Here is a 23422-nt window from a genome sequence, read left to right on the forward strand (position 1 = left end):
ATCGGCCGCCACGCGCCCGCTTTGTCCGAGGGAGGGCATTCCCTTTGAAGACAGCTACGGCGTGTCCTCGCTATCAGTGCCATGCATGCTGGAGCCATGCATGAAGGACTGGATCTCGTTCACATCGATCTTGCCATCACCATTCTCGTCAACGCTACTGAACATCCTGCCCACCGCGCGTTGAACCTCGTCCTCGGACACCGATCCGTCGCCATCGGTGTCCAACAGCCCGAGCATCAGTCGCATGCCGGCACCGCGCATCATCTGATGATGCCAGCGTCCAGCCATTCTGTGTCCACGATCGCGGTCACCGTGGTTCTGCCAACGGTCGCCATCTTCATCGTGGCGGTCAGCATCCTCGTTGCGATCGCCTTGATAGTTGCGACTATCCTCCTCGCGGAAACCCTCTTCGGAACCGCGATCCTGCTGCAGTCGGTCACGGACAGCTTGCTCAACCATCTGGCGGATCATTTCGCGTGTTGGTCCATCCGCTTGTCCGGTCGCATCCGGCAACTGTCCGGCGGTCGGCGGTTCGGTTGCCGGAGCGGGTGCAGGTTTCGAGGGTGATGGTGTTCCGCTTGTCTGGGCGAGTGCGGGGGAGGTCAGGGCAATGAAAACGGCGGCCGCGGCCGTCGTGCTGTGTGGAAATCTCATGGCATGCTCCATCAGTGCTTTCGCTTGAAGGCCAAACTGGAGCTCGATGTGATTGTTCCCCGAAGGGATCAGGTCACGGCGAAGTTACTGAGGCATGCCCCCGTCTGAGGTAGATCAGGGTCTTCGCCAGGGAATAATTCGGCTCCTCTTCCCTAGGCACAAGAGGAACCGGCGCCCATTTTTGCGGGCAATGAACGTTGGACATTCGGCCTCGCCAATTTTCTGCCAGTCGATCATACCGACGCACCAATTCCCTCTGCGTCCTCTCCTTTCGTGGGACGGAAGCCGTTTCGACCGCACGCCGTCAATCGCGAATCCCGCGTCCATATGCTGCGCGGCCATGATGCATATTTTTTATGTCACGGACCTCTGTCCGTCTGGACACCATGTTAGCCAGCGCTAAATCAGAGCAATGCGACGCCTCCTGCTGGGACTTACAGTTTTTCTCTTTTGGACCACGTTGCTTCAGGCCGAGGCGTGGCAGCCCTTCGGCGTCCGACAGCTTGGCTTTAGTTTCGATATTCCTCCGAATTTCGTCCTGACCCAGAATTCGGAGCAGGGCGCGGCTTTTCAGGGCCCAAGAGACGCGTTTCTGGTCGTTTGGGGCGCGCGACTGGGCAAAGCAAGTTTTCGCGCCGAGATCGAACATCGCATGATCGAGGACGAAAAGGCCGGTTGGCGACTGACCTATCGGCGCCTAGCCCCGAAATGGGCCAGCTACTCCGGGGTCAAGAATGGCGAGATTCGCTACGTCCGTGCAATTATGGTCTGCAACCAGCGTGCCGCGCTTTTCACAATGAATTATCGGAAATCCGAAAAGAAACCGTATGACCCTGTTGTTGTGCGCATGGTCCGGTCCCTGAGAGCGGAAGGATGTTAGCCAGCAAAGAGCGAGGTTGCCGTACTGTGCTTCCCTCGGCTAAGGGCCAGTGGTCAACCCGGCTCCCCAATAGCCTCGCCCAGTCACATGAAAGCAGGCACCGGCAGATATGCAGCCGAACGTTCTCACGCTGGCTCAGCCGCTCAAAGCCCATCACCGAAAAGCTGCTTAGTGCGGTCGCCAGCTAGAGCTACCACTGAGCCATTCCCGCTGCGGCTGGGTAGCGCCTCAGTTCCGTACGCGTTCATACCAAGAACGGGCGGGGCGAACGTCCTGATAGAGCTACGGCTGTAGAAGCGCGCCGCCAAACTGCGCCCACAAGCGCTCGCACTCTCTCGCCCTTAGGCTCGGGGTACCGGGCGCGCCATAGAAGACCATGGCGCCGCGAATGTCGTATCCAAGCACCGAGGCGTTGGCCACGAACTGGATGGCTCTTCCCAAGCTGGTGATGCCGATGTCGACCTCAGCTTTGTTGGTGAGGTCGACCACGCCTACTATTTCCGCATTGGCGCTCCTGCCCGCCAAAACGGCCGTCGACATCGCATCATGCACGGCAAGAAGCATTTCGGTGAGTTGCCCGGTGGAAGGGCTCTACAAACGCTTAAACGTCAGGTTTGTTCCCAACTGGCCCTGGCGGCTTTCCGACGACCAAGAATGCGACTGCGATTACGCGTATCAATAGAATCACTGCGAACAGGATTGCCATGATTTCCGCACTGTGTCGGATCACTCCGCGGCGAAGAAAACCCCGCAACATATCTCAGATAGCGGCGGGTGTTCGGCTGTAAGAACCAAACTGGGTCCCGCGGCCTCTCATGTGCGCGTAGGTGACATCGTCTGCTGGACCGAACGGTCAAGCCGAAGAGCCCAGTTCCTCTCGGCATCGAGCAGTTCATTCTGCTCAATCAAGCCGTTCATAAACAGCCTGAGTATATGCGCAGCTATGCGCTCTCCGTTCTGCGAAGCAAGAGGTAGGGCGCGCTCTTTGCAGACCGTGTGACAAACCTGGGCGAGCATCTCAATCTCGCTTGGCCCCAAAAACCGACCCGGATACAACATACCGTTTTCCTGTTGGAGAGTTGGAATGGCTATCCATTACGCAGGGTCACCGGCAGCCACAATCAACTATGATAGTGAGATGTCGAGTCCCGGTGGAAAAAACAGTGAAGTCCCAAAAGTGGTCGCGCTTGTCTCCGATTGACAGATGCCTCGACGCTACACCGACCAGCGCTACCGCACCCGCTTCATCGACGCGGCTTTGCAAAGGCCTATGACCAGTTCGCTACCAGCTGCCGGACCGCCCAGGCGAGCATGCCGCCGGCCCTCCCGAAGCGCGATGTGGATGAGGCAGCCTTTTCCGTATACATCCAGTTGTTACGTTGCGCATCTGCTTCGGTTCGAAAACTCGCCGCGAGCCTGGCGTGCTCGCGTGTCCGGGCCGAAACAGCCCACATGTTGATAACGACATCGATGAGGCTGCCGCCGACCTCGTTGGCATAGGATGCTTCCCGGCATGGGCATCGACCAATGCCCCGGGCCGACCAGCACGAACCTGCGGGGGCTTTCCCGGAACAAAGCGTCGACGATCCGGTTCGGCAGGAAGCGGCCAAAATTCATGCCATCGGAGATGCCGAGGCAGATGACAGATGAAAGGGAAGCTGAAGATGACGAAGTCTCGCGACCGCACCGTTCCCGGCGACGGCAAGATCGAAACCGGCCCGAACACATCTCCGCAACAGGATCCGGCAGAGGGGTCGCGCGAGACAATCGATCGCGAACTCGAGCGGACAGACGACGATAATAATTCCGACGAAGCGGAACGCTTGCGCCGAGACCTGCGGAAAGGGGTGGCGGAAGAGACCGAGCTTCCCGAACGCGGCTCGGCCTGAGGATCGCCGGAACCTTGCCAAGGCAAGAGACATGGAAGGCTCGACGCCGGTCGGATCGCTGCTTGCTTCGTGCCTTTAACGCATCGGCCACACAACCCATGCGCGGCGGTGACCCAGGAGACGGCGAGAACGGCCGCGCGACGGTCCACTCTGTTCCAGCAAACTCGGCTCGCCGAGAGCTACCACCTCTGGCGTTAGGGCCTGACGAGATGCCACCTGTCCAGGTCGCATGGCGCCAGGGGTTCGGCAATCTCTATCAGGCTGCGCCGGCCTCCTGGCTGCGCTGCGAGCGGGCACGGTCGCGGGCTGCGGCAGTGCCTCCGGGAAAGCCGCTTCGATCGCTGTAGTCGCGTGGCTTGGTCCCGCTCCGAGAGTGGCGCGCGGTCACGCTTTTCGCAGCGATGATGTCGAGCAATGTGATGCCGGCGACCATGGCAAGCGCAAGGCCTACATTATCGCGCTTTGGGTTGCCAGGCCGATACGCTGTCAGCAATGTCGCGATATCCAGGCCGTCGCCGGCCACCCGGCTCCACAGCCCAGCTTGCTTGTCCACTGAAAGCGAGAGTATGCCGCTGCTTATTTCCCGCGCCCCATAAGCGCGGATCAGATCTTCCTTGCCGCGCATGCCGAGCGCGCCGGCAATCCGCTCGGCGCCAACCAGCTCGGCGACGCCAAGCGCGATGCTGAACCAGCCGAGCTTGCGGGCAAGGCCATCGGATGCCCCGACCGCACTCTGCCCAGTCTTCAGCACTTTGGGATCGCCAGGCGATCGGGTGATGTTGGTAAGTTTGGCAATCACGTTCATGACGATTTCCCTACGGTTTCAATACAACCTTGATGCAGCTGTCCTGCTTGTCGCGAAACACCTTGTACATCTCGGGTCCCTGCTCGAGCCCCACGGTATGGGTGATGACGAAGGATGGGTCGATCTGGCCATCTTCGATGCGGCGCAACAGATCCTCGGTCCAACGGTTGACATGGGTCTGCCCCATTCGGAAGGTGAGCCCCTTGTTCATTGCCTGTCCCATCGGAATCTTGTCGACCAGCCCGCTGTAGACGCCGGGGATCGAGATCACGCCGGCCGGCCGGCAGACATAGATCATCTCACGCAAAACGTGCGGTCGATCATTTTCCATCAGCATCAACTGCTTTGCGCGATCGTAGACGGTATCGGGCTGGGCCAGCGAGACGTGGCTTTCCATGCCGACGCAATCGATGCACTTCTCCGGGCCCTTTCCGCCGGTGAGTTCCCGCAGTCGTTCGACGACACTTTCCTCGGCGAAATTGATGGCGATGGCGCCGCCGGCCGCGGCCATGGAAAGCCGTTCCGGCAGGCAATCGATCGCCACCACCTGTTTCGCGCCGAGCAGCAGGGCGCTGCGTATGGCCATCTGCCCGACTGGGCCGCAGCCCCACACCGCAACCGTATCGTTGGGCTCAATGTCGCACTGTGCCGCCGCCTGCCATCCGGTAGGAAAAATATCGCCGAGGAAGAGAACCTGCTCGTCGGTAAGGCTGTCAGGCACCTTTACGTGCGTGGCATCGGCGAACGGCACACGCATGTATTCCGCCTGTCCCCCGGGATAGCCGCCGGTCAAATGAGTGTAGCCGAACAGACCCGCGGTGGTGTGCCCGAACACCTTGTCACCGAGATTCTTCTTGCGGTTTGTGCGTTCGCAAACCGAAAAGTTCTGTCGCTTGCACTGGTCGCACTCACCGCAGATTATGGTGAACGGCACGACGATGCGGTCTCCCTCCTTCAGAGCGCCGTTGACGCCCTTGCCGACCTCGACGACCTCTCCCATCATCTCGTGGCCCATGATGTCGCCGGGCAGCATGGCTGGCACATAGTTGTGGTAGAGGTGAAGGTCGGAGCCGCATATCGCACAACTCGTCACCTTGATGATCGCGTCACGTTCATCCTCAATTCCCGGGTCCGAAACCTGATCGCAGCGTATGTCTTCCTTGCCGTGCCAGACCAACGCTCGCATAGCTTGCTCCTATTTTCGCAAGATCTGTGGGTAGGGACCTCGCGCCTGTCCTAAGCGGGCCGATGCCTGGTTGGATCGACTGTGCCGCTGCTTGTCGAACCACAGGGGCGGACCGATGTTCCGGGAGCTCGAGAGAATTTTTGGGCCATTCCAGACCTGCACCTTGGAAGGATCTGTCGCGGGCACCAGCGGCCTTCCCAGGCGCGTCGGGGCACGAACCGCTGGAGCCCGAGCCACGAATGGACGTACTCAAGTGTACCAAAGAAGGTTCCGTCCGCAGGTGTCCTTCGCGGCGGCTGATACCCCATCTGCTCGATTCTCGCGGGCCATAACCGGCATTCTCTTCCTCGCCCGCACAGGGTCGGCCGAAGCAGCGCTGTGACCGGAGCAGGTAGGAGATGCCGCTCACCGGCGGGCGCGCAGTCCGACCCCGACGCGATCGACATGAGGTGGATGGGCGCCATCGCGACGGCGGCTCTAGCGGAGTATTTCGCAGAAATACAATGATTAGCGGGCAGGGCAGAGTGCTAGCCGTGCGCAGCGATGAACATGGCGACGGCCGACCGGCAATAGGATTCGATTTCGTTGTCGTCCGCCGCTCTCGCCTGATCGAAGCGTGCGATAATCAAAAGATCGGATCCTTTGAAAAGCGCGGCAAACAAGCGGGCGGACCGGAGAGGATCGGGCACGTTCAGAACCGCCTTCGCGTGCAACTGACGCAACAGGACCTCGATTTGGGCGATGACATGGGCGGGGCCGGCTTCGAAATGGAGCTTGCTTAACGACCTTGGATTCGTCTGGTCGGCCATGACCATGGCTTCGACACTGCGGACGTCTGATCTCAACAGCGTGCGAAGCAGGGACGATCCCACCGCCATGAGCTGATCTTCGACCGAACCGCCGACGCCTTCAAGAAGGGCCTGTGGCGCAAACAACTGATGGCAGCCGGCCGCCATCGCCGCGCTGAACAGCGCCTCCTTGTTCTCGAAGTGCCGATAGATGCTGAGTTTGGATATCTTCGCCCGCTGGGCGACCTTGTCCAATGTGGTCGCTTGAAAACCCAATTCCACAAAGAGTTCGGACGCAGCGTCGAGTATCGTTTGGCCAAGCGCCTCGTTGGCGGGCCGGCCGCGCCGGCCCTGGCTATTTTCGGTCACGACAATTCCAGTCCTTGACAGTATCCTAATTCTTGGATTACGATACCATGTAGTTTCTGAAATGCGCAAGCCGATGGGTAGGTTTCAACCAGGTCCAACCAGCCCCTCATCCACAACACGGAGCCCATTATGGATGACGTCATCATCATCGGCGGCAGCTTTGCCGGTCTCGCCGGTGCCCTGCAACTCGGCCGTGCCCGCCGTAAGGTCACCGTTCTCGATACCGGCCTGCCGCGCAACCGCTTCGCCGGCCACTCGCATGGCCTGCTCGGCCACGATCACAAGCCACCGCTGGACATCCTGGCCGAGGCGCGGCGGCAGCTGGCGCGCTATCCCACGATCAAGCTGGTCAATGCCCGGGCCGACAGCCTGTCCGGCGCCATCGACGATTTCTCCGTCCTCACTGGCGATGGCGGAAGCCTCGGCGCGCGCCGCCTGATCCTGAGCTATGGCGTCGCCGACCAGATGCCTGATGTTCCGGGCTTTGCCGAAGGTTGGGGCACGTCCATCGTGCCCTGCCCCTATTGCGACGGCTTTGAAGTCGCCGGCCAGCATTGGGGCCTCGTCTGGTCCGGCCCACAGTCGATGAATCAGGTCAGGCTGTTCCACGATTGGACCGACAGGTTGACGGTCTTTGCCGATGGTCACGACATTCCGCCCGATATCCGGGCCGGTCTGGCGCGCCGCAACATACCTGTCGTCGACGGCCGGATCAGCGAGATCGCCCATCACGGGGGGCATAACGCCACCGTCAAGCTCGATACCGGCCCCAAGGTCGCGGTCGACATCCTGTTCGCGCATCCGCGCAACAAGCCGTCCGCAAGCCTGCATGAATCACTGGGCCTCGCCACGGTCGATACGCCCCTCGGCGTAATCCTCAAGGTCGACGAGCGCCGCGAAACCAGCATGCCCGGCATCTACGCCGCGGGCGACCTCGCCAACCCCCTCACGCCGCCATCGGTCACCCTGGCAATATCGCACGGCGCGATGGCGGGCATCTTCGCCCAGCAGTCGATGCTGGTGTGAGAGCGCAGATTCCCTTCTCCGGGGTGCCGCGGGCTATCGTATTCTGAAGGTTGCGGGCCGGTGTTGCGGAACGTCGGCCCGCTCTCCCCTGAGGGGCGTCTTTGGCCGGCCAGCCTTGAGAACTCAACTGGGCTGCCTGCATGACGGCGATCGCCGACATCGGTTATCAAGCTCAATCACGCTGGAAAGCATGAACCACGTCGACGTCGACATCGCCGGCGGGCTTACGGTATGGGGACCGGTGGCGGAAGATTCGCCACCGCGGTCGGCACCTCGATGCTGCGACGCTACTGCGAAGAACGGTCGCGCCCAGCAGCGCTTCTGGCGGAAGTCTCAGGCGGCCACGACGCGGGCCAGCAGTGACGCGGCCTCGGTACCAGCCAAGCCAAGGTCACGGACGCTGCTCATGTGATTGGCCCCACCAAGGGTGATGCGCGAAACAGTCAGTCCCTGTGTGTCAAGGTGGTCCGTGAAGAGTGCGGCCTGGCTGTGGAACGGCGACGTTTCATCGGCGCCGACCGAGATATCTACGCCCACGGATGGATCGAAACTGTGGTCGATCGGCGAGAATCGGCGGGCCTCCTCGTCGGTGATCGCGATCTCGGCGCCAAGGAACGACATCTGCAATGGCTTCAGGTCGTAAAGGCCGCCAAGCAGCAGCGCAGCTTTGATGCCGGAAGGCCGCTCGTCACCGTCGAAAAGCATTGTTGCCAGATGCGCACCGGCGGAATGACCGCTAACGGTCAGCAGGCCGGGATTGCCGCCATGGTGTGCGACATTGTCAAATACCCATCGCTTGGCGCGGCGCACCTGGTCGACGATCCTGGCCATCCGGACGGTAGGCATCAGCGCGTAGTCGACAATGACCGCGATCGCACCTGCGTTCGTAACGGTCTCGGCGACGTAGGAATAGTCGCGCTTGGAGAACATGCGCCAATAGCCCCCGTGGATGAACATGTGCACCGGCAGGCGGTCCCGTTTGCCCTCGGGAAAGAACAGATCCATGGTTTCGGTGGCGTCAGCCCCGTAGGCGACATCGGCGACCATGGGAACGTTCGCCCTGGTCTCCTCGCTTCTGCGAACGATCTCGGCGACGATGTCGTCGAACTCGACCACATGATCGCGAATGCGAAACGGATCTTTGGCGGGATGTCCGCTCACAGGGTCACGGCGATGTACTTCGCCTCCATGAACTCGGCAACGCCATGCTTCTGGCCACCTTCGCGGCCCAGCCCGCTCTGCTTGACACCTCCGAAAGGCGCCGCCGGATCCGACATCAGGCCGCGGTTGAGCGCGATCATGCCGGACTCGATCTTCGATGCCACGCGCATCCCCCGGCCCAGGTCGCGCGTATAGATGTAGGCAGCGAGACCGTATTCGGTGTCATTGGCTTTGGAGATGACATCCGCCTCGCTTTCGAAGCGACTGATCGGCGCCACGGGACCGAAGATCTCCTCGTGAGCCATGGCAACGTCGGCCGGCACGTCCTTGAGCACCGTTGGCGGATAGAAAAAGCCTCTGCCTTCAGATACGCCGCCGCCACACAGGATTTTGGCGCCGCGGGCAACGGCGTCCTGCACAAGCCGGTCGATCTTGTGCACAGCCTTCCTGGTGATCATCGGCCCGCATTCTGTGTCTGAGTCTGTGCCCGGGCCCAGGTTGAGTGCCGCCATGCGTTTGGTCAAGCCTTCCGCGAAAGCATCATGGATGCCGGCCTGGACGTAAAGCCGGTTGGCGGCCGTGCAGGCTTCGCCGGCGTTGCGCATCTTGGCAACCATCGCACCGTCGAGGGCTGCTTCCAGGTCGGCGTCGTCGAAGACGATGAAGGGTGCGTTGCCGCCAAGCTCCATGGAACAGGAAATGACGTGCTTTGCGGCTTCGGCCAGCAGCACGCGCCCGACGCCGGTCGAGCCGGTGAAGGACAGCTTTCGCACGCGCGGATCGGCCAGCATGGCCGCCGTCACCGGTCCGGGGGCCGAGGTCGTCAGGACGTTGACGACGCCGGGCGGCACGCCGGCTTCCTCGTAGAGCGCCGCAAGCGCATAGGCCGTCAGCGGTGTCTCGCTGGCGGGCTTCAGGATCACCGTACAGCCGGCCGCCAGCGCCGGAGCGATTTTACGTGTCGCCATGGCGGCTGGGAAATTCCATGGCGTGATGAGCACGCAAATGCCGATGGGCTGGTAGTCGACAATGATCCGGTTCGCGCCCGAGGGTGCAAGGCCGAACTCGCCGCTGATGCGGACCGCCTCCTCGGCGTTCCAGCGGAAAAACTCAGCGGCGTAGGCGACTTCACCGCGCGCATCGCGCAGCGCCTTGCCGTTCTCCAGCGAGATCAGCGCGGCCAACGTCTCCGCCCGTTCGGTCATCAGTTCGAAGCAGCGCCGCAGGATTTCCGATCGCCTGCGTGGCGGGGTCTCGCGCCAGCCGGCCGCCGCCTTTGCGGCCGCGTCGACGGCCGAGGCGGCGTCTGCGAGCGTGGCGTCGGGAACCGCAGCGATCACGGCTTCGGTCGAGGGATCGACCACTTCGATCACGCGGCCCTCCGATGAGGGCCGCCAGCGTCCGCCAATGTAGAGACCGTGCGAGACCGTGGCGTAGTCGAACATATCTTGATCCTCGTCGGATATGCCTGCGGCAATGTTCATTGGATGAACTCCTGGTCGATCACATCATGGTGGCGGACATGTCGCCGTCATAGGCAGCCCTGACCAGCTGTCGCATCGCGGCGCGGTCGAACGGACGCGGATTGTTCTTGATCAACCGGTCGATGCCCAGCGCCTGCTCAGCCGTCCAGTCGATCTTGTCTTCGGGAAGACCCAGTTCGGCCAATGTCGGTGTGATGCCGATGGCGCCAAACAGCCGGCTCACCTCACGGATGGTGGCGTGCGCCAAGGCATCGGCGCCGCCGCCCTGAAGGGAAAAGCCAAGAGCAGTGCCGACTTCCGCAATCTCCGCGGCTGCTGCGGCCAGATTGTAGGTCATCACATAGGGCAGCATCGTGGCCACTCCCAGGCCATGCGGGGTGTGGGTAAGCGCGCCAACGGGATACTGCACCGCATGGGCGGCGGCCGTTCCCGCCGTACCGAAGGCGCAACCGGCGGCCAGCGCTCCCATCATGACGTCGGCGCGCGCATCCTCGTCCGATCCGTCGCGATATGCCTTTTCGAGACTGCGGCCGAGCAGCCTGATGGCCAGAAGCGCGAAATGGTCGGTCAGAGCGCTCTTGCCGATGAACACGTGCTGTTGCGGCAAATGAGGGTCGACGCCGCGTTTGGCCGCTGTATAGGCCTCGATTGCGTGCGTCAGCGCGTCGGCGCCGGCGATCGCCGTCAAGGACGGTGGACAGGTCACCGTCAGATCCGGATCGCAAAGCGCCACTGCCGCGATGAGATGCGGACTGGCGATACCCACTTTCAGCGTCCGATCCGGGTCGGAGATCACGGCGACGGGGGTCACCTCGGAGCCTGTTCCAGCCGTCGTCGGCACTGCGATTACCGGAAGGGTAGGGCCGGGTACCTTGAACTCGCCATAGTAGTCCTCGAGCTTGCCGCCATGGCTGAGCAGAAGTGCAGCGCATTTGGCCATGTCGAGGCAGCTGCCGCCCCCGATTCCGATCACCATGTCGGGCTTGAAACCCTTCGCCTCCGCAATGCAGGTGGCGACGCTGTCGCGCGGCACATCCGGCAGCGTTCGGTCGAAGACCAGCGCCTCGATCGCCGCGTTGTGCAAGCCAGCCAGAATCTCGGCGAACTGCGACGTCGCCGCGAAGCGCTCATCGGTACAGACGAACGCACGCCGCCCATGTCTGGCGGCAATGGCAGGCAGGACATGGCGCTGGCCTTTGCCAAACAGAATCTCGCTCGGCAGGCGCGCCGCTGCAAACAAGCTCATGCACAAAATCCTGCGAAGACGGATTGGAAGCCGACAGGCTTGGCTTCGTGCCAGAGGCCGACCTCGGCGCTGCAGGTCATGATCATGCGATATCCTCATAAAATCGTATAGGATATAGGATTGAGTTTCGCGGAGCATCATGTTAGTGGGTGGTTCTGTCAAGAGGCAAACGATGCAGAACACGGACCTGACGGTTGACAATGAAGCCCGTGCGACCGGTCGTATTCAGCGCGCCAACAGTCTGGCTGGCGACGTTTACGAAGCAATCTTCGCGCAGCTGATGTCTTTGAGGATTGCTCCGGGATCGCGCATCACCGTCGACAATCTCGTCAAGGAATTCAACGTCTCGCATACCCCCATTCGTGAAGCGCTTGGCAGGCTGGAGGGGGAAGGGCTGGTTCTGAAAACCCACCTGATCGGCTATCGCGCCGCCCCGCAAATCACCCGCCGGCGCTTCGACGAGCTTTACGAGCTGCGTCTATTGCTTGAACCTGCCGCCGCGGCCAAAGCCACCGCAACAATGGACGGCGAGCGCCTTGCCGCGCTGCAGGAGGCGGCCGGCGTCATGGCTCGGCGGGTGGGGAAAGACGAACGCCTGCGCTATTCGAACTTCGCCCGTCAGGATGCGATCTTCCACGACAAGATCGTCGAGTTCGCCCAGAACGAACTCATTCGCGAGACGCTGAATCACCAGCATACCCACTTCCATATCTTCCGCCTGATGTATCACTCCAGGGTGACCGAAGAGGCGCTCGACGAGCACGAGGCTATTCTCGCTGCCTTTGCCGCGGGCGATCCGGACGCCGCCGAAAAAGCCATGCGTGCGCACATCGAAAATTCGCGGGACAGGCTCCTGCCTGCGTTCGAGTAGCCTGGCGATGCTGCTTGCCCGAGGCACCCTCAAGCGCGGCGCGCCGCTGTTCGCCCAGCCTGCCGCCTACGAATTCTACTCCCCGTTCTGAGCCGATTTCGATACCGGGAAGGAGGCGCGCAGTGCACCTCGCCCCTGAAACAAGCCGAGAGGAAAAGACATGCCAGCCAAAAAAATCCTGATGCTGACCGGTGATTTCACCGAGGAGTATGAAATCTTTGTCTATCAGCAGGCGATGGAAGCGGTGGGACACACCGTTCATGTCGTGTGCCCCGACAAAAGCGCCGGAGACATGATCAAGACATCGCTGCACGATTTCGAGGGCGATCAGACCTACACCGAAAAGCCCGGCCACAATGCGCTGATCAACAAGACCTTTGCCGACGCCGAGAAGCAGCTGAGCCAGTACGACGCTGTCTATTGCGCCGGCGGTCGTGGCCCCGAATACATCCGCACCGACAAGCGGATACAGGCGATGGTGCGCCATTTCCACGAGGCGAAAAAGCCGATCTTCACGATCTGCCATGGCGTCCAGATTCTGATCGCGGTCGACGGCGTCGTGCGCGGCAAGAAGGTGGCGGCGCTCGCCGCTTGCGAGCCGGAGGTGACGCTTGCCGGCGGCACTTATATCGATCTGTCTCCCACCGACGCTTATGTCGATGGGACCATGGTTTCAGCCAAAGGCTGGACCGCGCTTGCGGCGTTCATCCGTGAATGCCTGAAGGTGTTGGGAACGGAAATCCACCATTCTTGAACGGTTTGTCCGGCGCATCCCTGAGGGGATGCGCCTGCTCCCTCAACGGCGCGGCGACTTCCGTCATTCATCAAGTTCAAATCAGGAACCTGCGGCAGGTGTGCTCCAGAACCTTGTGCCATCATCACCTCGGACGCCTTCAAGCGCTGCCGCATCGCGTGCGTGCACCAGCGCGCCATGCTCGTTGACCTTTCCCAGCTTGACGGGTCCGAACCCGAGTTGATGGACTCAATGGGGCGGTCGACATGAAGTCGGCGCCCAGGACCTGTCAGGGCTTCACGAACCGGAACGCGAAGCGATCGGTCTCGCCCTTGATCGCGGGATCGAACACCTTGATCGAGTGCGGGTCATCCTTGTTCGCGAGCACGGTGCTTTCCGCGTCCAGTACGAAGCCGGCCGCCTCCACCTCCTCGCGGACGAATGCAGGGTCGATCCGATGCAGCGACCGGGTGTCGCTCGTGCCCGACCCCGCGGCAGCGGCGTGGTCAACGATGACGTAGGACCCACCGGGTTTCAGCCGCTTGTAGACAGCTCGATTGAAGTCGGCCGCCGTCGCACCCTTCTTCTGGATCAAGGCGGTGTGAAGATCGTGGTAGAACAGGTGCAACCACATGACATCGGCTGGCTGCGTAATCTCCGGCATCGCGACGAGATCCGCCGAGGTGGCTTCGACGTTCTCTCGGCTCGGCTCCTTCGCGAGCGTTCGCATGAGGCCGACCGGATCGTTCTTGAAGTGGGCGACTTCGGCCGGCACGAAGCTGTAGACCCGCCCCTCTGATCCGACGATGTCGGAGAAGAGGCGCGTCCAGTCTCCGTCGCCAGGGTAAACGTCGATCACGGTGGAGCCCGCCTCGATTCGTGCGAACCGGATTAATTCGGACACCTTGGATTGGTCGTACATCGAAATCTCCTTAGGAGTGGATATTCTTCTCGGTGCTCATAGTGATTTCTCCATTTGCTCGGATCGGATCGAGCTTGATCCGATCCGAGTTCCGATCGCGTGCGTCGTCTCTTTGCCGAGGACGTCGCGCTCGTCAGTCGAATTTGACCAGGTCCTTGAAGATCAGATGGCCCCATCTGTTTCCGCGCGCCTGGACCAGCAGGCCACCTTCCGACACCCCACCAAGGTTGATCGGCGCGAAACCGAGATTTTCCGCAAGCTCCCCAATCCGTGTTGCGGCAGCGTCATCGTCGCTTGCCAGGAACACGACCCTCCGGCCACCATGTACGGCCGGATCCTGATCAAGCACCGGGGCGACCAGATGGTTGAAGCCCTTGACCAGTTTTGCGCCAGAGAAGGCCTGCGCGATGAACTTGGAAGAAGGTTGTCCTCCCAGTTCCTCCGGGGGCACGCCATAGGCATTGGTCACATCGATGATCGTCTTCCCCTGCCAGGTAGGGAGCGCCTTCGCGACATTCGGGTGCGCCTCGAAGCGGACAGCCAAAAAGATGATGTCCGCCTTGATGGCTTCCGCCAGTTTTTTGGGGATGATCGTGGGTCCGATCGCGGCCGCATCGGCGGCAAAGCTTTCCGGGTCGCGTGTGGTTGTAACGGAAACTTCGATGCCGTTTCGGGCAAACGCCTTGGCAAGGGCTTGTCCGATATTGCCGAATCCTACGATTGCATAGTTCATAGTACTTCTCCGATCTGGTGCTAATGCCGGGGTCAGACTTGCGCCATGCCTCCGTCGACGGCGAGATCCACGCCGGTGACGAAAGAACTTTCATCGGAGGCGAGGAACGTTACGGCAGCCGCGATTTCCTCTGGTTTGCCCCTGCGACCCATTGGGATCTGTGACGCAAACTGGGCGGCCGCTTGCTCGGCTTGCTCAGGGGTAAGGCCAGTCGTTGTCTCCAAGGCCGGCGTCTCGATTGGTCCCGGACTCATTGCATTGACGCGGATTTTGCGGTCTTTGAATTCCAGTGTCCAAGCGCGCGCGAAGTTGCGTACAGCCGCCTTGCTCGCGGCGTAGGTACTAAACCCTGGAAGCCCCAACACGTTCGACACTGAAGAATTCAGGATGATCGAACCGCCGTCTTTGAACAGGGGAAGGGCCTTCTGCACCGTAAAGAACAGACCCTTCACGTTCACATCGAAGGTCTGATCAAAATGTGCCTCGGTAGCGACGGCGAGCGGTGCGATCGTCCCCGCGCCGGCGTTGGCGAAGAGAATGTCGATATGACCATGTTTCACCTTCACGACGGCATAGAGGCGATCCAGATCTTCCAGGAGCGACACGTCACCCACGACCGTCGTAACGTTTTTCATGATGAAGGCTGCGGCCTCCTTCAACTCCTTCTCTCTTCGCCCGGTAATCACGACGTGCGCTCCTTCTTCTACGAAGCGCTTGGCTGTGGCCAATCCGATCCCGCTGCTTCCGCCCGTGATGACTGCGATCTTGCCTTCGAGTTTTTTCATAATTCTTTGTCTTTCGTTGCGCGCGGCCCAGGTACGGACCGCGCTGGGGGTCAGAGTTGAGCCAGGCCGCCGTCGACGGCGACTTCGCTGGCGGTCATGAAGCTGCTGTCCGGCGACGCGAGAAAGGCGGCCACGGCCCCGATCTCCGCCGGATTGGCCATGCGCTGGAGCGGAGTCATCGCGCCGTAGGCCTTCTGGCCTTCCTCGCCCAACGCCTCCTTCGCGAGTTCGGTCGCCGTCGCCCCGGGCGACAACACGTTTACCCGGATGCCGGTGCCCTTCAGGTCCTCCGCCCAGGTCCGCGCCAGGTTGCGCACTGCCGCCTTGCTCGCGCTATAGGCAGTGAACCCCGGAGCGCCCGTGGTGCCGGCGCTCGAGCCGGTCAGGATGATCGAACCGCCCTGGCTCATCAGCGGCAGCGCCTTCTGGACCGTGAAGATCGTACCCTTCACATTAGTGTCGAAGGTTTCGTCAATGTGCCTGGCGGTGATCTGCCCGAGCGGAAGCGGACTTCCCGCCCCGGCATTGGCGAAGACGATATCCAGGCTTCCGCGCTCGGCCTTCACCGCAGCGTAGAGTCGGTCGAGGTCGGCCTCATCCGAGACCGAGCCCTTAACCGCGCGGGCACTAGGCCCAAGGTCAGCCACGGCGGCGTTGAGCGCTTCCTGCCGGCGGCCGAAGATGAAGACGAAGGCGCCCTCCTCGATAAAGCGCTTGGCTGCGGCGCGACCGATGCCCGTAGCGCCGCCAGTTATCACAGCGGTCTTTCCATTCAGTCTGTTCATGTCATGCATCCTTCGTTTCGCCGTCTCGTATCTTTGGCTGTACGGGAAAGTCCCGCGAGAGCCTCAAGATGGGTTCGCCGAAGTCGGGCGGTGAGTGCGCAATCGCGCACATCGCTGGTGCGAAAACGATCCAGCTAGATGATTGAACGCCGCGGCGACCGCACGAACTGCGGCTGATCGTGTTAGTATGGGCTTTGCAAGCCGCACTTCGCTGCGCAGGAATGCACCATGATCGACTGGGATGACGTTCGCTACTTTCTTGCCGCCGCGCGCGTAGGCTCGGTGCGTGCTGCCGCCGCACACCTCGGTGTGAACCACTCGACCGTGCTGCGGCGCATCGCTCAGCTCGAGGAACGCCTCGGGGCGCAGATGTTCGAAAAGCTGCCTTCCGGCTACCGCTTGACGGCTGCGGGCGAGGAGGTCCTCGATCTCGCGACCCAGATGGAAGCGTCGTCGCACCAACTGGAGACGCGAGTCTTCGGTCGTGACCAGAGCGCGCGCGGGCTTTTGCGGGTGACGCTTCCACCGTTCCTCGCCACACACCTGCTCATGCCGGATCTCGCCGACTTCGCGCGTTTGCATCGCGACATCGAGATGGAAATCTTGTCGTCCGGTGAGCTGGCAAATCTGACCAACCGAGAGGCCGACGTCGCGATCCGCATTGTCGCCGACCGCAAGACCCTGCCGCTCAATCTTCACGGCCTGAAGGGACCGGAGCTGTTCAGCGGCGTCTACATGTCTCGCGATCGACTAGCCGCGTGGCGTGCGGGCACGCCTGATCCCATCCGGTGGATAGGCATAGACAATCATGGAATTCCGGACTGGGCGCGCGAGGGAGAAGTTCACGTCACGGGAGTACCGTTCAGGACACCTGACGCCGAGACGCAGATCATCGCGGCGCACCAAGGGATTGGGATAACGAAACTGCCGTGCTTCGTCGGAGATGCCGACCCCCTGCTGGTGAGGGTGCCGGGGATCGACGTGCCCATGCATGGGACACTGTGGCTTCTCACGCAAGGCGAGACACGCAAGACGAAGCGGGTGCGGCTCTTCACCGAGTTCGTATCCCGCAGGCTCGCCGCGTACGCTCCGCTTCTCTCGGGGCTGTCCATATCGCGCGACTGACGCCCGCAGGTCGGCCGGCAACGCTTCCCGCAATCCGGGTGGAAGCCGAGCTGCGATCGCTTGAAGCGGCGTGTTCAATCCGCGAATCCAGTGGGAGTAGGGAAACGGCGGCAGTAGCGTAGAGGTACCAGCCTAAGCTCGACCTCCTCCGACACCATGATCACAACGATGCCACCGTCTTCAGCGCGCCATCGAGCATGTCCCCTTTCTCGTCTTTCAGCGCAGCTTCGCGCAACCGCCTGATCCAGTCGGCAGCGTCATCGCGGCCCTTGACCAGATCGAGCGCCGACAGCACGCGATCGAATTTGGACTGGGCGCGGAGGTGGGTGTCGCTGTAGCCCTTGATCAGCCGGCGGCAGTTCAGGATTTCGACGGCGAGCGCGTAGTCCTGAGGCGCGTGGCTGAGCGCCAGCGCATACCAGCGCTCCAGATGCGCCGTCTCGACCTTGTGGCGCAACAGGCGCCGCCGCCAGCGGCGCAGGCCTCCGATGAACCAGAGGACCGCAAAGCCGGCAAAGCTGTCGGTGCGAATGCGCCGGCCATGGTTGATGCGACGATCAAGGAAAGCAGCGAGTTTCGGCCGGTTCTCAATGTAGCTGCCCAACCCCGCCGGCAAAGTGCCGCAGAACTCCTCGATGCGCGGATGGAAATACTCGGTTACCTGCAGGATCGAGCCGTTCTTGACGCCGACCTCGCGGCGCACGCGCTGGTCGCGGGTCGAGCGAGTCTTGAGATCGGCGACGCGGATCATGTCGTCATAGCACAGCGCGTTGGCCAGATGCTTGGCGGCGGCGATGGACAATGCATGGGCGTGGCCGGGATCATCAAGCGCAACGGCCTTGTCCAACCGGTCGAGATACTCGCCGCCATAGGAGATGTCCTGATAGTCGACGACCTTTCTCAGCGCCCGGAGCGCCATGTCGCGCACCGCCGCGGGCATCAGGTCGATGCGGGCGGCCAGTGCCTGCCAACCCTGCAGCAGGTTCTGCGGACCGCTCACGCGCCCTGCACCCGGAGCGGGGTCGACCGTGGCCGGTTCTGCCGGCTCTGGCGCGGGGACGGTCGTACCGCGCGCGCGGTCGTAGGCAACGGCGAAGGCAGCGAGGCTGGCTTTCGCGCCCCGGCCGCCGGCGCCGATCGCTTGCTCATAGCTTTCACGCCTGAACGGCAATGCGTCGGAGCCTGCCAGCGCGCCAAGGAGGCTGGCGGAAATCATCGAGCCATTATCGGCGGCGATCTTTTCCATGTCGAAGGCGATGAAGCGTTTCGATGCAGCTTCCGCCGTCGCGTGTACCTTCGAAGACGAGGCCCGGCCGTCACCCGGCTCGATCTTTTCCGACACCGCGGCAATGCGATGCGAAGAAGCAATGAGCGTGGTGCGATCGGGCGTGACGAAGCCCCTGATGATGGCGCGGCCGGCTTCCATCAGCTCGGCGGCGATCAGTATGTCGACGTCGCCCTGCGAAGGCGACAGGGCAAAGACCGGCAGCCGGCCGGTGTCGCGGGCCGTCTCGACGTAATAGATCGTAGCGCCGGTGCGCTGGGCGACGCCGGCGACGGAGGTCGATTGCGCGACGTAACCATTGCGCTCGGCGACATCGGTGATCCAGTCGGCGAGCACACCGCCGCCCTGGCCACCGACCGCGAGCAAAGCGAGTTTGATCACCGGCTCGGTATCGGCGGCACCGGATTTCGGACGCAAGGGCGAAGCCTGGTCAAGCATCGGCGAACGTCAACCTGCGGCTCTCGCGGCGGCGCTGCATCAGGCCGATCACGGCGCGGCGAGCGCTTTCCAGGAAACGGTCCCAGCGGCCCGGATTGTGCACGACATCGGCGCGGTAGAAGGATGGGCACAGCACGGCGGCGTCCGCCACCTCGCCGCAATTGCCGCAGCCGACGCAGCTCTGGTCGATCGATGCCACCGGATCGTCACGCAACGGATCGTCGAGCGATTTCACCGACAGCGACGGGCAGCCGGACAGCCGCATGCAGGCGTGGTCGCCGGTGCAGATGTCCTCGTCGACCCCGAATTTCGGCTTGACGACACGGGTCCCTCCCTTGATCGCCTTGTCGACCAGCGGCTTTTCGCGACGCTGGCGGTTGAGCATGCATTCGGAAGAGGCGACGATGACCTTTGGTCCCTTTTCCTCCGTCGTCAGCGCCTCGCGCAGCGTGTCCTGCATCTTGCCGACATCGTAGGTGCGGTCGATGTGGCGCAGCCATTTGACGCCCATGCCCTTCACCGCTTCGGTGATCGGATGCTTGGTCGACTTGGTCTTGTTGCCCGCGCGCGACGACAGGATGTCCTGCCCACCGGTGGCGGCGGAGTAAAAATTGTCGACGATGACGATGACGCCGTCGTTCTTGTTGAAGACCGCGTTGCCGATCGAGGAGGTCAGGCCATTGTGCCAGAAGCCGCCATCGCCGACGAAAGAGATCGACCGCCGTTTGGCGTCGGGCGAATTGAACGCCGATGCCGATGCCGGCCCCAGCCCGTAGCCCATGGTGGTGGCGCCGAGCTCGAAAGGCGGCATGATCGAGAACAAATGGCAGCCGATGTCGGATGCGATGTGATGGTTCCCGAGTTCCTGCTCGACCAGCTTTGTCGCGGCAAAGATCGGCCGCTCCGGGCAACCGATGCAGAAGCCCGGCGGACGGCCCGGCACGACGTTTATCAGGTCGGCGGTGTCGACGCCGTCGCCGACCTTGTTGGGCGCGCGCACCTCGCCCGGCAAGAGATGCGGGGATTCGGCGCGCAGGAAGGCGCCAATGCCGTCGAGCATGACCTGGCCGGTATATTCGCCGGCCATCGGCAGATACTCCTTGCCGACCAGCCTGGTACCGCGCCCGGCCTTGTGCAGCATGGCGGCAAAGGCTTGCTCGATGTAGTTGGGCTGGCCCTCCTCGACCACGAGCACCGCCTGCTTGCCTTCGCAGAAGGTGAGGAACTCGTCGTCAATCAGCGGATAGACGGCGTTGAGAACGTAGAGCGGCACATCCGTCTCGCCATAGGTGTCGGCAAGGCCGAGCCGCTGCAAGGCGCGGATGACCGAATTGTACATGCCGCCCTGCATGACGATGCCGACCGAGCCATGGTCCGAACCGAAGAACTCGTTGATCTTGTTCCTCGCGATGAAATCGACCGCCGCCGGCCAGCGTTTTTGCACCTTCTCCTTCTCGTGCAGGAAGGAGGCGGGCGGCAGCACGATGCGGCCGGTGTCGCGGCGCGGCGCGTCGAGCGCATCGGCCACCGTCATCGGCGGGCGCTTGTTGTCCTTGGCTATGAAGTGCCCGTGGACGTGGCAGCAGCGGATGCGCACCTGCAGCATCACCGGCGTATTGGACGCTTCGGACAGCTCGAAACCATCCTCCACCGCCTTGACGATCGAAGGCAGGTTCGGGCGCGGGTCGAGCAGCCAGACCTGGCTTTTCATGGCGAAGGCATGGCTGCGCTCCTGCATGATCGAGGAACCCTCGCCATAATCCTCGCCGACGATGATCAGCGCGCCGCCGGTGACGCCGCCGGAGGCGAGGTTGGCCAGTGCGTCGGACGCGACATTGGTGCCGACGGTCGACTTGAAGGTCGCCGCACCGCGAATGGGGTAATGCACCGAGGCCGCCAGCATGGCGGTGGCGGTGGCTTCCGAGGCGCTCGCCTCGAAATGCACCCCGAGTTCGCCCAGAATCTCCTGTGCGTCGGCCAGCACGTCCATCAGATGGCTGATCGGCGCGCCCTGGTATCCGCCGACATAGCCGACGCCGCATTGCAGCAGCGCCTTGGTGATGGCGAGAATGCCTTCGCCCGCAAATTCCTCGCCGGCGCCGAGCCTGAGTTTTTCGACTTCCTTGGCAAAAGAGCGTTCGGCCATTTTTCCAACCTTCCGTTGCCGGCGGTGCGGCCGGCGCCTAACGTCTAGATGTCGTGCTTGCGAATGTTCTTCAGCATCTTCTGCAATGTGGCGATCAGCGCCGCGTATTCGGCGTCGTCGACATCGTCGAACATCGCCTCGAACGCGTCATGCATTGCCGGCCAGGCGCGCGCGAACTCGGCGCGGCCGTCATCGGTCAGGAAGACATGGCGGATGCGGCTGTCTGTGACGCCTTGCTCGCGCCGCACGAAGCCTTGCCCTTCCAGCGTGTCGAGCGTGCGGCTCAAGGTCGACTGCTCGATGACGGTGTAGACCGAGAGGTCGTTGACGGTGACACCGTCGGTGACCGACAGCACGGCGAGCGTGCGGACCTGCGGAATGGTCAGGCCCTGCTTGCGGAAATCGTCGCGCAAGGTGGCGTTGTAGCGCCCCATGATGCGGTTCATCAGATAGGGCGCGAATTGCTGCAGGCCGATCTGGCCAAGCGTCGAAATGCGCTGGCGTTTTTCTGCGACCTTCTGCTCCATCACAGCCTCCCCGCCAGGAGAAAGCCGGAACCGCCGCCGAGGCCTGCGCCCGGATGGGTGGAAGCGCCGATGTGATAGAGGTTTTTGATGCCGGTCTGATGGTTGCGGCTGGTCTTGAACGGCCGCCACAGGAACGACTGGTCGATAGTCGACGAGCCGCCATAGGGGTCGCCGCCAACCAGGTTGATGTTCATCGCTTCGAGATCGGCCGGCGAATAGGCGCGGCGCGCAATGACGCTATCCTTGAAGCCATCGATATGGCTGGCCAGGATGGCTTCGGCACGATCCGCATAGGCTTCGCGCAACGCCTCGGTCCATTGTCCGTCGGCGGGCGCCTGCAGCGTGCCGGCAGCATCGCCCTTGATGTGACGTGGCGCTTCGGGCAATTGCAGCCACAGTATTGCTTTGCCAGGCGGGCAGCGCGATGGGTCGAGCGCATGCGGCTGGCCGACACAGATGGTCGGCACGTCCGGCAGCATGCCGCGCGCCGCTTCGTTGCAGGCTTTCGAGACGCCGTCGAGCCCCGGCGTCAGGTGCAGCAGCGCGACTTTGTCGAGGCCTTCGCCGCGCCATGCCGGCGGCTTGTTCAGCGCATAGTGGATCTGGAAATTGCCTTTGCCGTAGCGGTATTTCTGTGTCGCCTCGACATCGGCTTCGGAAGCTTCGCTGCCGACCAGCCGGCCGTAAAGCTGCGTCGGCGTGACCGAACAGATGACGCTCTTGTTGGCAGTGATCGTTTCGCCCGACGCCAGCCGCACGCCGGTCGCGCGGCCACCGCTCTGGACGATCGAGGCGACATCGGCGCCGGTGCGGATGTCGCCGCCGCGTTCCCGTATCAGGGCTTCGAAGGCAGTGAGCAGGGTCTTCGCCCCACCCTTGACGATCGGCGCCCCGGCCGCTTCCAGCGCGAAGGCAATGACCTTGGCGATCTGCCCTGAGAAGGCGTCTTCCGGTCCGAGCCCGGCGTGCAGCACCCAGGGCGCCCACAGCGCGCGGATTGTCTCGGACCGATAGGTGCTTTCCAGCCAGCTGCGCGCCGGCACCAGTGCTTCGCCGAGAAAGGCGGCAAGGCCGCGTGGGCTGCGCCGCCAGGCATCGCCGGCCAGCAGTTTCGCCGTCGGATAGGACCACAGGCTGCCGCCGAGCAGGCCGAACAACAGGCCGGCATTGCGCTCGATGCCGCTGACATCGTCCGCATGCCGGTCGCCATCGTCGGCGGCAATCGCATTGATTGCCGCGACATTGGCGGCGCGGTTGGTGGTGAGCACTGCATGACTGCCGTCCGGCCGCAGCACGCCGGTTGGCGTGCCGGTGTGGCAGAATTCCAGCCCGTGCCTGGCGAGATCGCCGCCCAACGCCGCAAAAGCCGGCGAGGTGATGAACAGCACGAAGGTGGTTGCCATCACGTCATGGATAAAGCCGGGAGCGGTGATCTCCTCGGTACGCACGCAGCCGCCGATGCGGTCGTTGCGCTCGAGGACGAGCACACGCGCCCCTTTGCCGCCGAGCATCGCCGCGCAGACCAGCGCGTTGATGCCGCTGCCAACGATGATGTGATCCGGCTGGCTCACCTTGGCGTGCTTT

The 23422-nt window shown here is 62.5% G+C and carries 22 protein-coding genes; 6 read left to right on the top strand and 16 right to left on the bottom strand.

Going from position 1 to position 23422, the window contains the following annotated elements:
- Positions 1-54 precede the first annotated feature (54 nt).
- On the bottom strand, positions 55-654 hold the full coding sequence (locus tag X726_RS0134415; RefSeq protein WP_031214530.1) for an EF-hand domain-containing protein: 600 nt from the start codon (positions 652-654) through the stop codon (positions 55-57).
- A 412-nt stretch (positions 655-1066) separates the two neighbouring features.
- Between X726_RS0134415 and X726_RS164900 the strand changes: the two genes are divergently transcribed.
- Complete coding sequence (locus tag X726_RS164900) at positions 1067-1534, top strand: hypothetical protein (protein WP_023667769.1); 468 nt, start codon at positions 1067-1069, stop codon at positions 1532-1534.
- 282 nt (positions 1535-1816) lie between these two features.
- Here X726_RS164900 and X726_RS164895 read toward each other — a convergent pair whose 3' ends face one another.
- Complete coding sequence (locus X726_RS164895) at positions 1817-2074, bottom strand: hypothetical protein (RefSeq protein WP_245260390.1); 258 nt, start codon at positions 2072-2074, stop codon at positions 1817-1819.
- A 1124-nt stretch (positions 2075-3198) separates the two neighbouring features.
- Here X726_RS164895 and X726_RS164885 point away from each other — a divergent pair.
- On the top strand, positions 3199-3423 hold the full coding sequence (locus X726_RS164885) for a hypothetical protein (RefSeq protein WP_155922421.1): 225 nt from the start codon (positions 3199-3201) through the stop codon (positions 3421-3423).
- Between the two features lie 256 nt (positions 3424-3679).
- On the opposite strand, the gene X726_RS164880 is transcribed toward X726_RS164885, so the two are convergent.
- The 3 genes from X726_RS164880 to X726_RS164870 all read right to left on the bottom strand — a co-directional run bounded on the left by X726_RS164880 (position 3680) and on the right by X726_RS164870 (position 6571).
- Positions 3680-4228, bottom strand: a complete 549-nt coding sequence (locus X726_RS164880) for a hypothetical protein (RefSeq protein ID WP_023667774.1) — start codon at positions 4226-4228, stop codon at positions 3680-3682.
- A 10-nt stretch (positions 4229-4238) separates the two neighbouring features.
- Entirely contained in the window at positions 4239-5414 is a 1176-nt protein-coding gene (locus X726_RS164875) for a zinc-dependent alcohol dehydrogenase (RefSeq protein WP_023667775.1), read from the bottom strand.
- A 527-nt stretch (positions 5415-5941) separates the two neighbouring features.
- Positions 5942-6571 carry a TetR/AcrR family transcriptional regulator gene (locus tag X726_RS164870; protein WP_023667776.1) on the bottom strand — a complete coding sequence of 210 codons (630 nt, stop codon included), beginning with the start codon at positions 6569-6571 and terminating at the stop codon, positions 5942-5944.
- Between the two features lie 129 nt (positions 6572-6700).
- Between X726_RS164870 and X726_RS164865 the strand changes: the two genes are divergently transcribed.
- On the top strand, positions 6701-7597 hold the full coding sequence (locus X726_RS164865; protein WP_023667777.1) for an NAD(P)/FAD-dependent oxidoreductase: 897 nt from the start codon (positions 6701-6703) through the stop codon (positions 7595-7597).
- Positions 7598-7930: 333 nt separating this feature from the next.
- On the opposite strand, the gene X726_RS164860 is transcribed toward X726_RS164865, so the two are convergent.
- The 3 genes from X726_RS164860 to X726_RS164850 are packed head-to-tail and all read right to left on the bottom strand — an operon-like array spanning position 7931 to position 11488.
- Positions 7931-8713 (bottom strand): alpha/beta hydrolase, encoded by a 783-nt coding sequence (locus X726_RS164860; RefSeq protein WP_245261811.1) that lies wholly within the window; start codon positions 8711-8713, stop codon positions 7931-7933.
- Positions 8714-8754: 41 nt separating this feature from the next.
- Positions 8755-10203, bottom strand: a complete 1449-nt coding sequence (locus X726_RS164855; RefSeq protein ID WP_245272038.1) for an NAD-dependent succinate-semialdehyde dehydrogenase — start codon at positions 10201-10203, stop codon at positions 8755-8757.
- A 58-nt stretch (positions 10204-10261) separates the two neighbouring features.
- Entirely contained in the window at positions 10262-11488 is a 1227-nt protein-coding gene (locus tag X726_RS164850) for an iron-containing alcohol dehydrogenase (RefSeq protein WP_023667780.1), read from the bottom strand.
- Positions 11489-11660: 172 nt separating this feature from the next.
- Between X726_RS164850 and X726_RS164845 the strand changes: the two genes are divergently transcribed.
- Both X726_RS164845 and X726_RS164840 read left to right on the top strand, forming a co-directional pair.
- Positions 11661-12359: a GntR family transcriptional regulator gene (locus X726_RS164845; RefSeq protein ID WP_023667782.1), complete on the top strand. Its 699-nt coding sequence runs from the start codon at positions 11661-11663 to the stop codon at positions 12357-12359.
- 160 nt (positions 12360-12519) lie between these two features.
- Entirely contained in the window at positions 12520-13113 is a 594-nt protein-coding gene (locus X726_RS164840; RefSeq protein ID WP_023667783.1) for a DJ-1/PfpI family protein, read from the top strand.
- Positions 13114-13381: 268 nt separating this feature from the next.
- Here the strand turns inward: X726_RS164840 and X726_RS164835 are convergent, their stop codons facing one another.
- From X726_RS164835 to X726_RS164820, 4 genes are all read right to left on the bottom strand, one after another.
- Positions 13382-14014 (bottom strand): class I SAM-dependent methyltransferase, encoded by a 633-nt coding sequence (locus X726_RS164835; protein WP_023667784.1) that lies wholly within the window; start codon positions 14012-14014, stop codon positions 13382-13384.
- 133 nt (positions 14015-14147) lie between these two features.
- The gene (locus X726_RS164830) at positions 14148-14747 is read right to left on the bottom strand and encodes an NADPH-dependent F420 reductase (RefSeq protein ID WP_023667785.1); all 600 of its coding nucleotides are present in this window, start codon (positions 14745-14747) and stop codon (positions 14148-14150) included.
- Between the two features lie 32 nt (positions 14748-14779).
- Positions 14780-15532: a glucose 1-dehydrogenase gene (locus X726_RS164825; RefSeq protein ID WP_023667786.1), complete on the bottom strand. Its 753-nt coding sequence runs from the start codon at positions 15530-15532 to the stop codon at positions 14780-14782.
- Between the two features lie 50 nt (positions 15533-15582).
- Complete coding sequence (locus X726_RS164820) at positions 15583-16317, bottom strand: SDR family oxidoreductase (protein ID WP_023667787.1); 735 nt, start codon at positions 16315-16317, stop codon at positions 15583-15585.
- 228 nt (positions 16318-16545) lie between these two features.
- On the opposite strand from X726_RS164820, the gene X726_RS164815 reads away from it, so the two are divergent.
- On the top strand, positions 16546-17442 hold the full coding sequence (locus X726_RS164815) for a LysR family transcriptional regulator (RefSeq protein ID WP_023667788.1): 897 nt from the start codon (positions 16546-16548) through the stop codon (positions 17440-17442).
- A 160-nt stretch (positions 17443-17602) separates the two neighbouring features.
- On the opposite strand, the gene X726_RS164810 is transcribed toward X726_RS164815, so the two are convergent.
- From X726_RS164810 to X726_RS164795, 4 genes are read right to left on the bottom strand one after another with little or no spacing between them, the layout of a single operon-like run.
- A complete protein-coding gene (locus tag X726_RS164810) occupies positions 17603-19165 on the bottom strand; it encodes an indolepyruvate oxidoreductase subunit beta family protein (protein ID WP_023667789.1) in 1563 nt (520 codons plus the stop codon).
- Positions 19158-21311 (bottom strand): indolepyruvate ferredoxin oxidoreductase subunit alpha, encoded by a 2154-nt coding sequence (locus tag X726_RS164805; protein ID WP_023667790.1) that lies wholly within the window; start codon positions 21309-21311, stop codon positions 19158-19160. Before X726_RS164805 ends, X726_RS164810 begins: the two co-directional genes overlap by 8 nt.
- Before the next feature lie 44 nt (positions 21312-21355).
- The gene (locus tag X726_RS164800; RefSeq protein ID WP_023667791.1) at positions 21356-21838 is read right to left on the bottom strand and encodes a MarR family transcriptional regulator; all 483 of its coding nucleotides are present in this window, start codon (positions 21836-21838) and stop codon (positions 21356-21358) included.
- The gene (locus tag X726_RS164795) at positions 21838-23409 is read right to left on the bottom strand and encodes an NAD(P)/FAD-dependent oxidoreductase (protein WP_023667792.1); all 1572 of its coding nucleotides are present in this window, start codon (positions 23407-23409) and stop codon (positions 21838-21840) included. The genes X726_RS164800 and X726_RS164795 overlap by 1 nt, the downstream gene beginning before the upstream one ends.
- Positions 23410-23422: the final 13 nt, after the last annotated feature.

This window comes from Mesorhizobium sp. LSJC285A00, from assembly GCF_000503155.1.
Classification (GTDB): Bacteria; Pseudomonadota; Alphaproteobacteria; order Rhizobiales; family Rhizobiaceae; genus Mesorhizobium.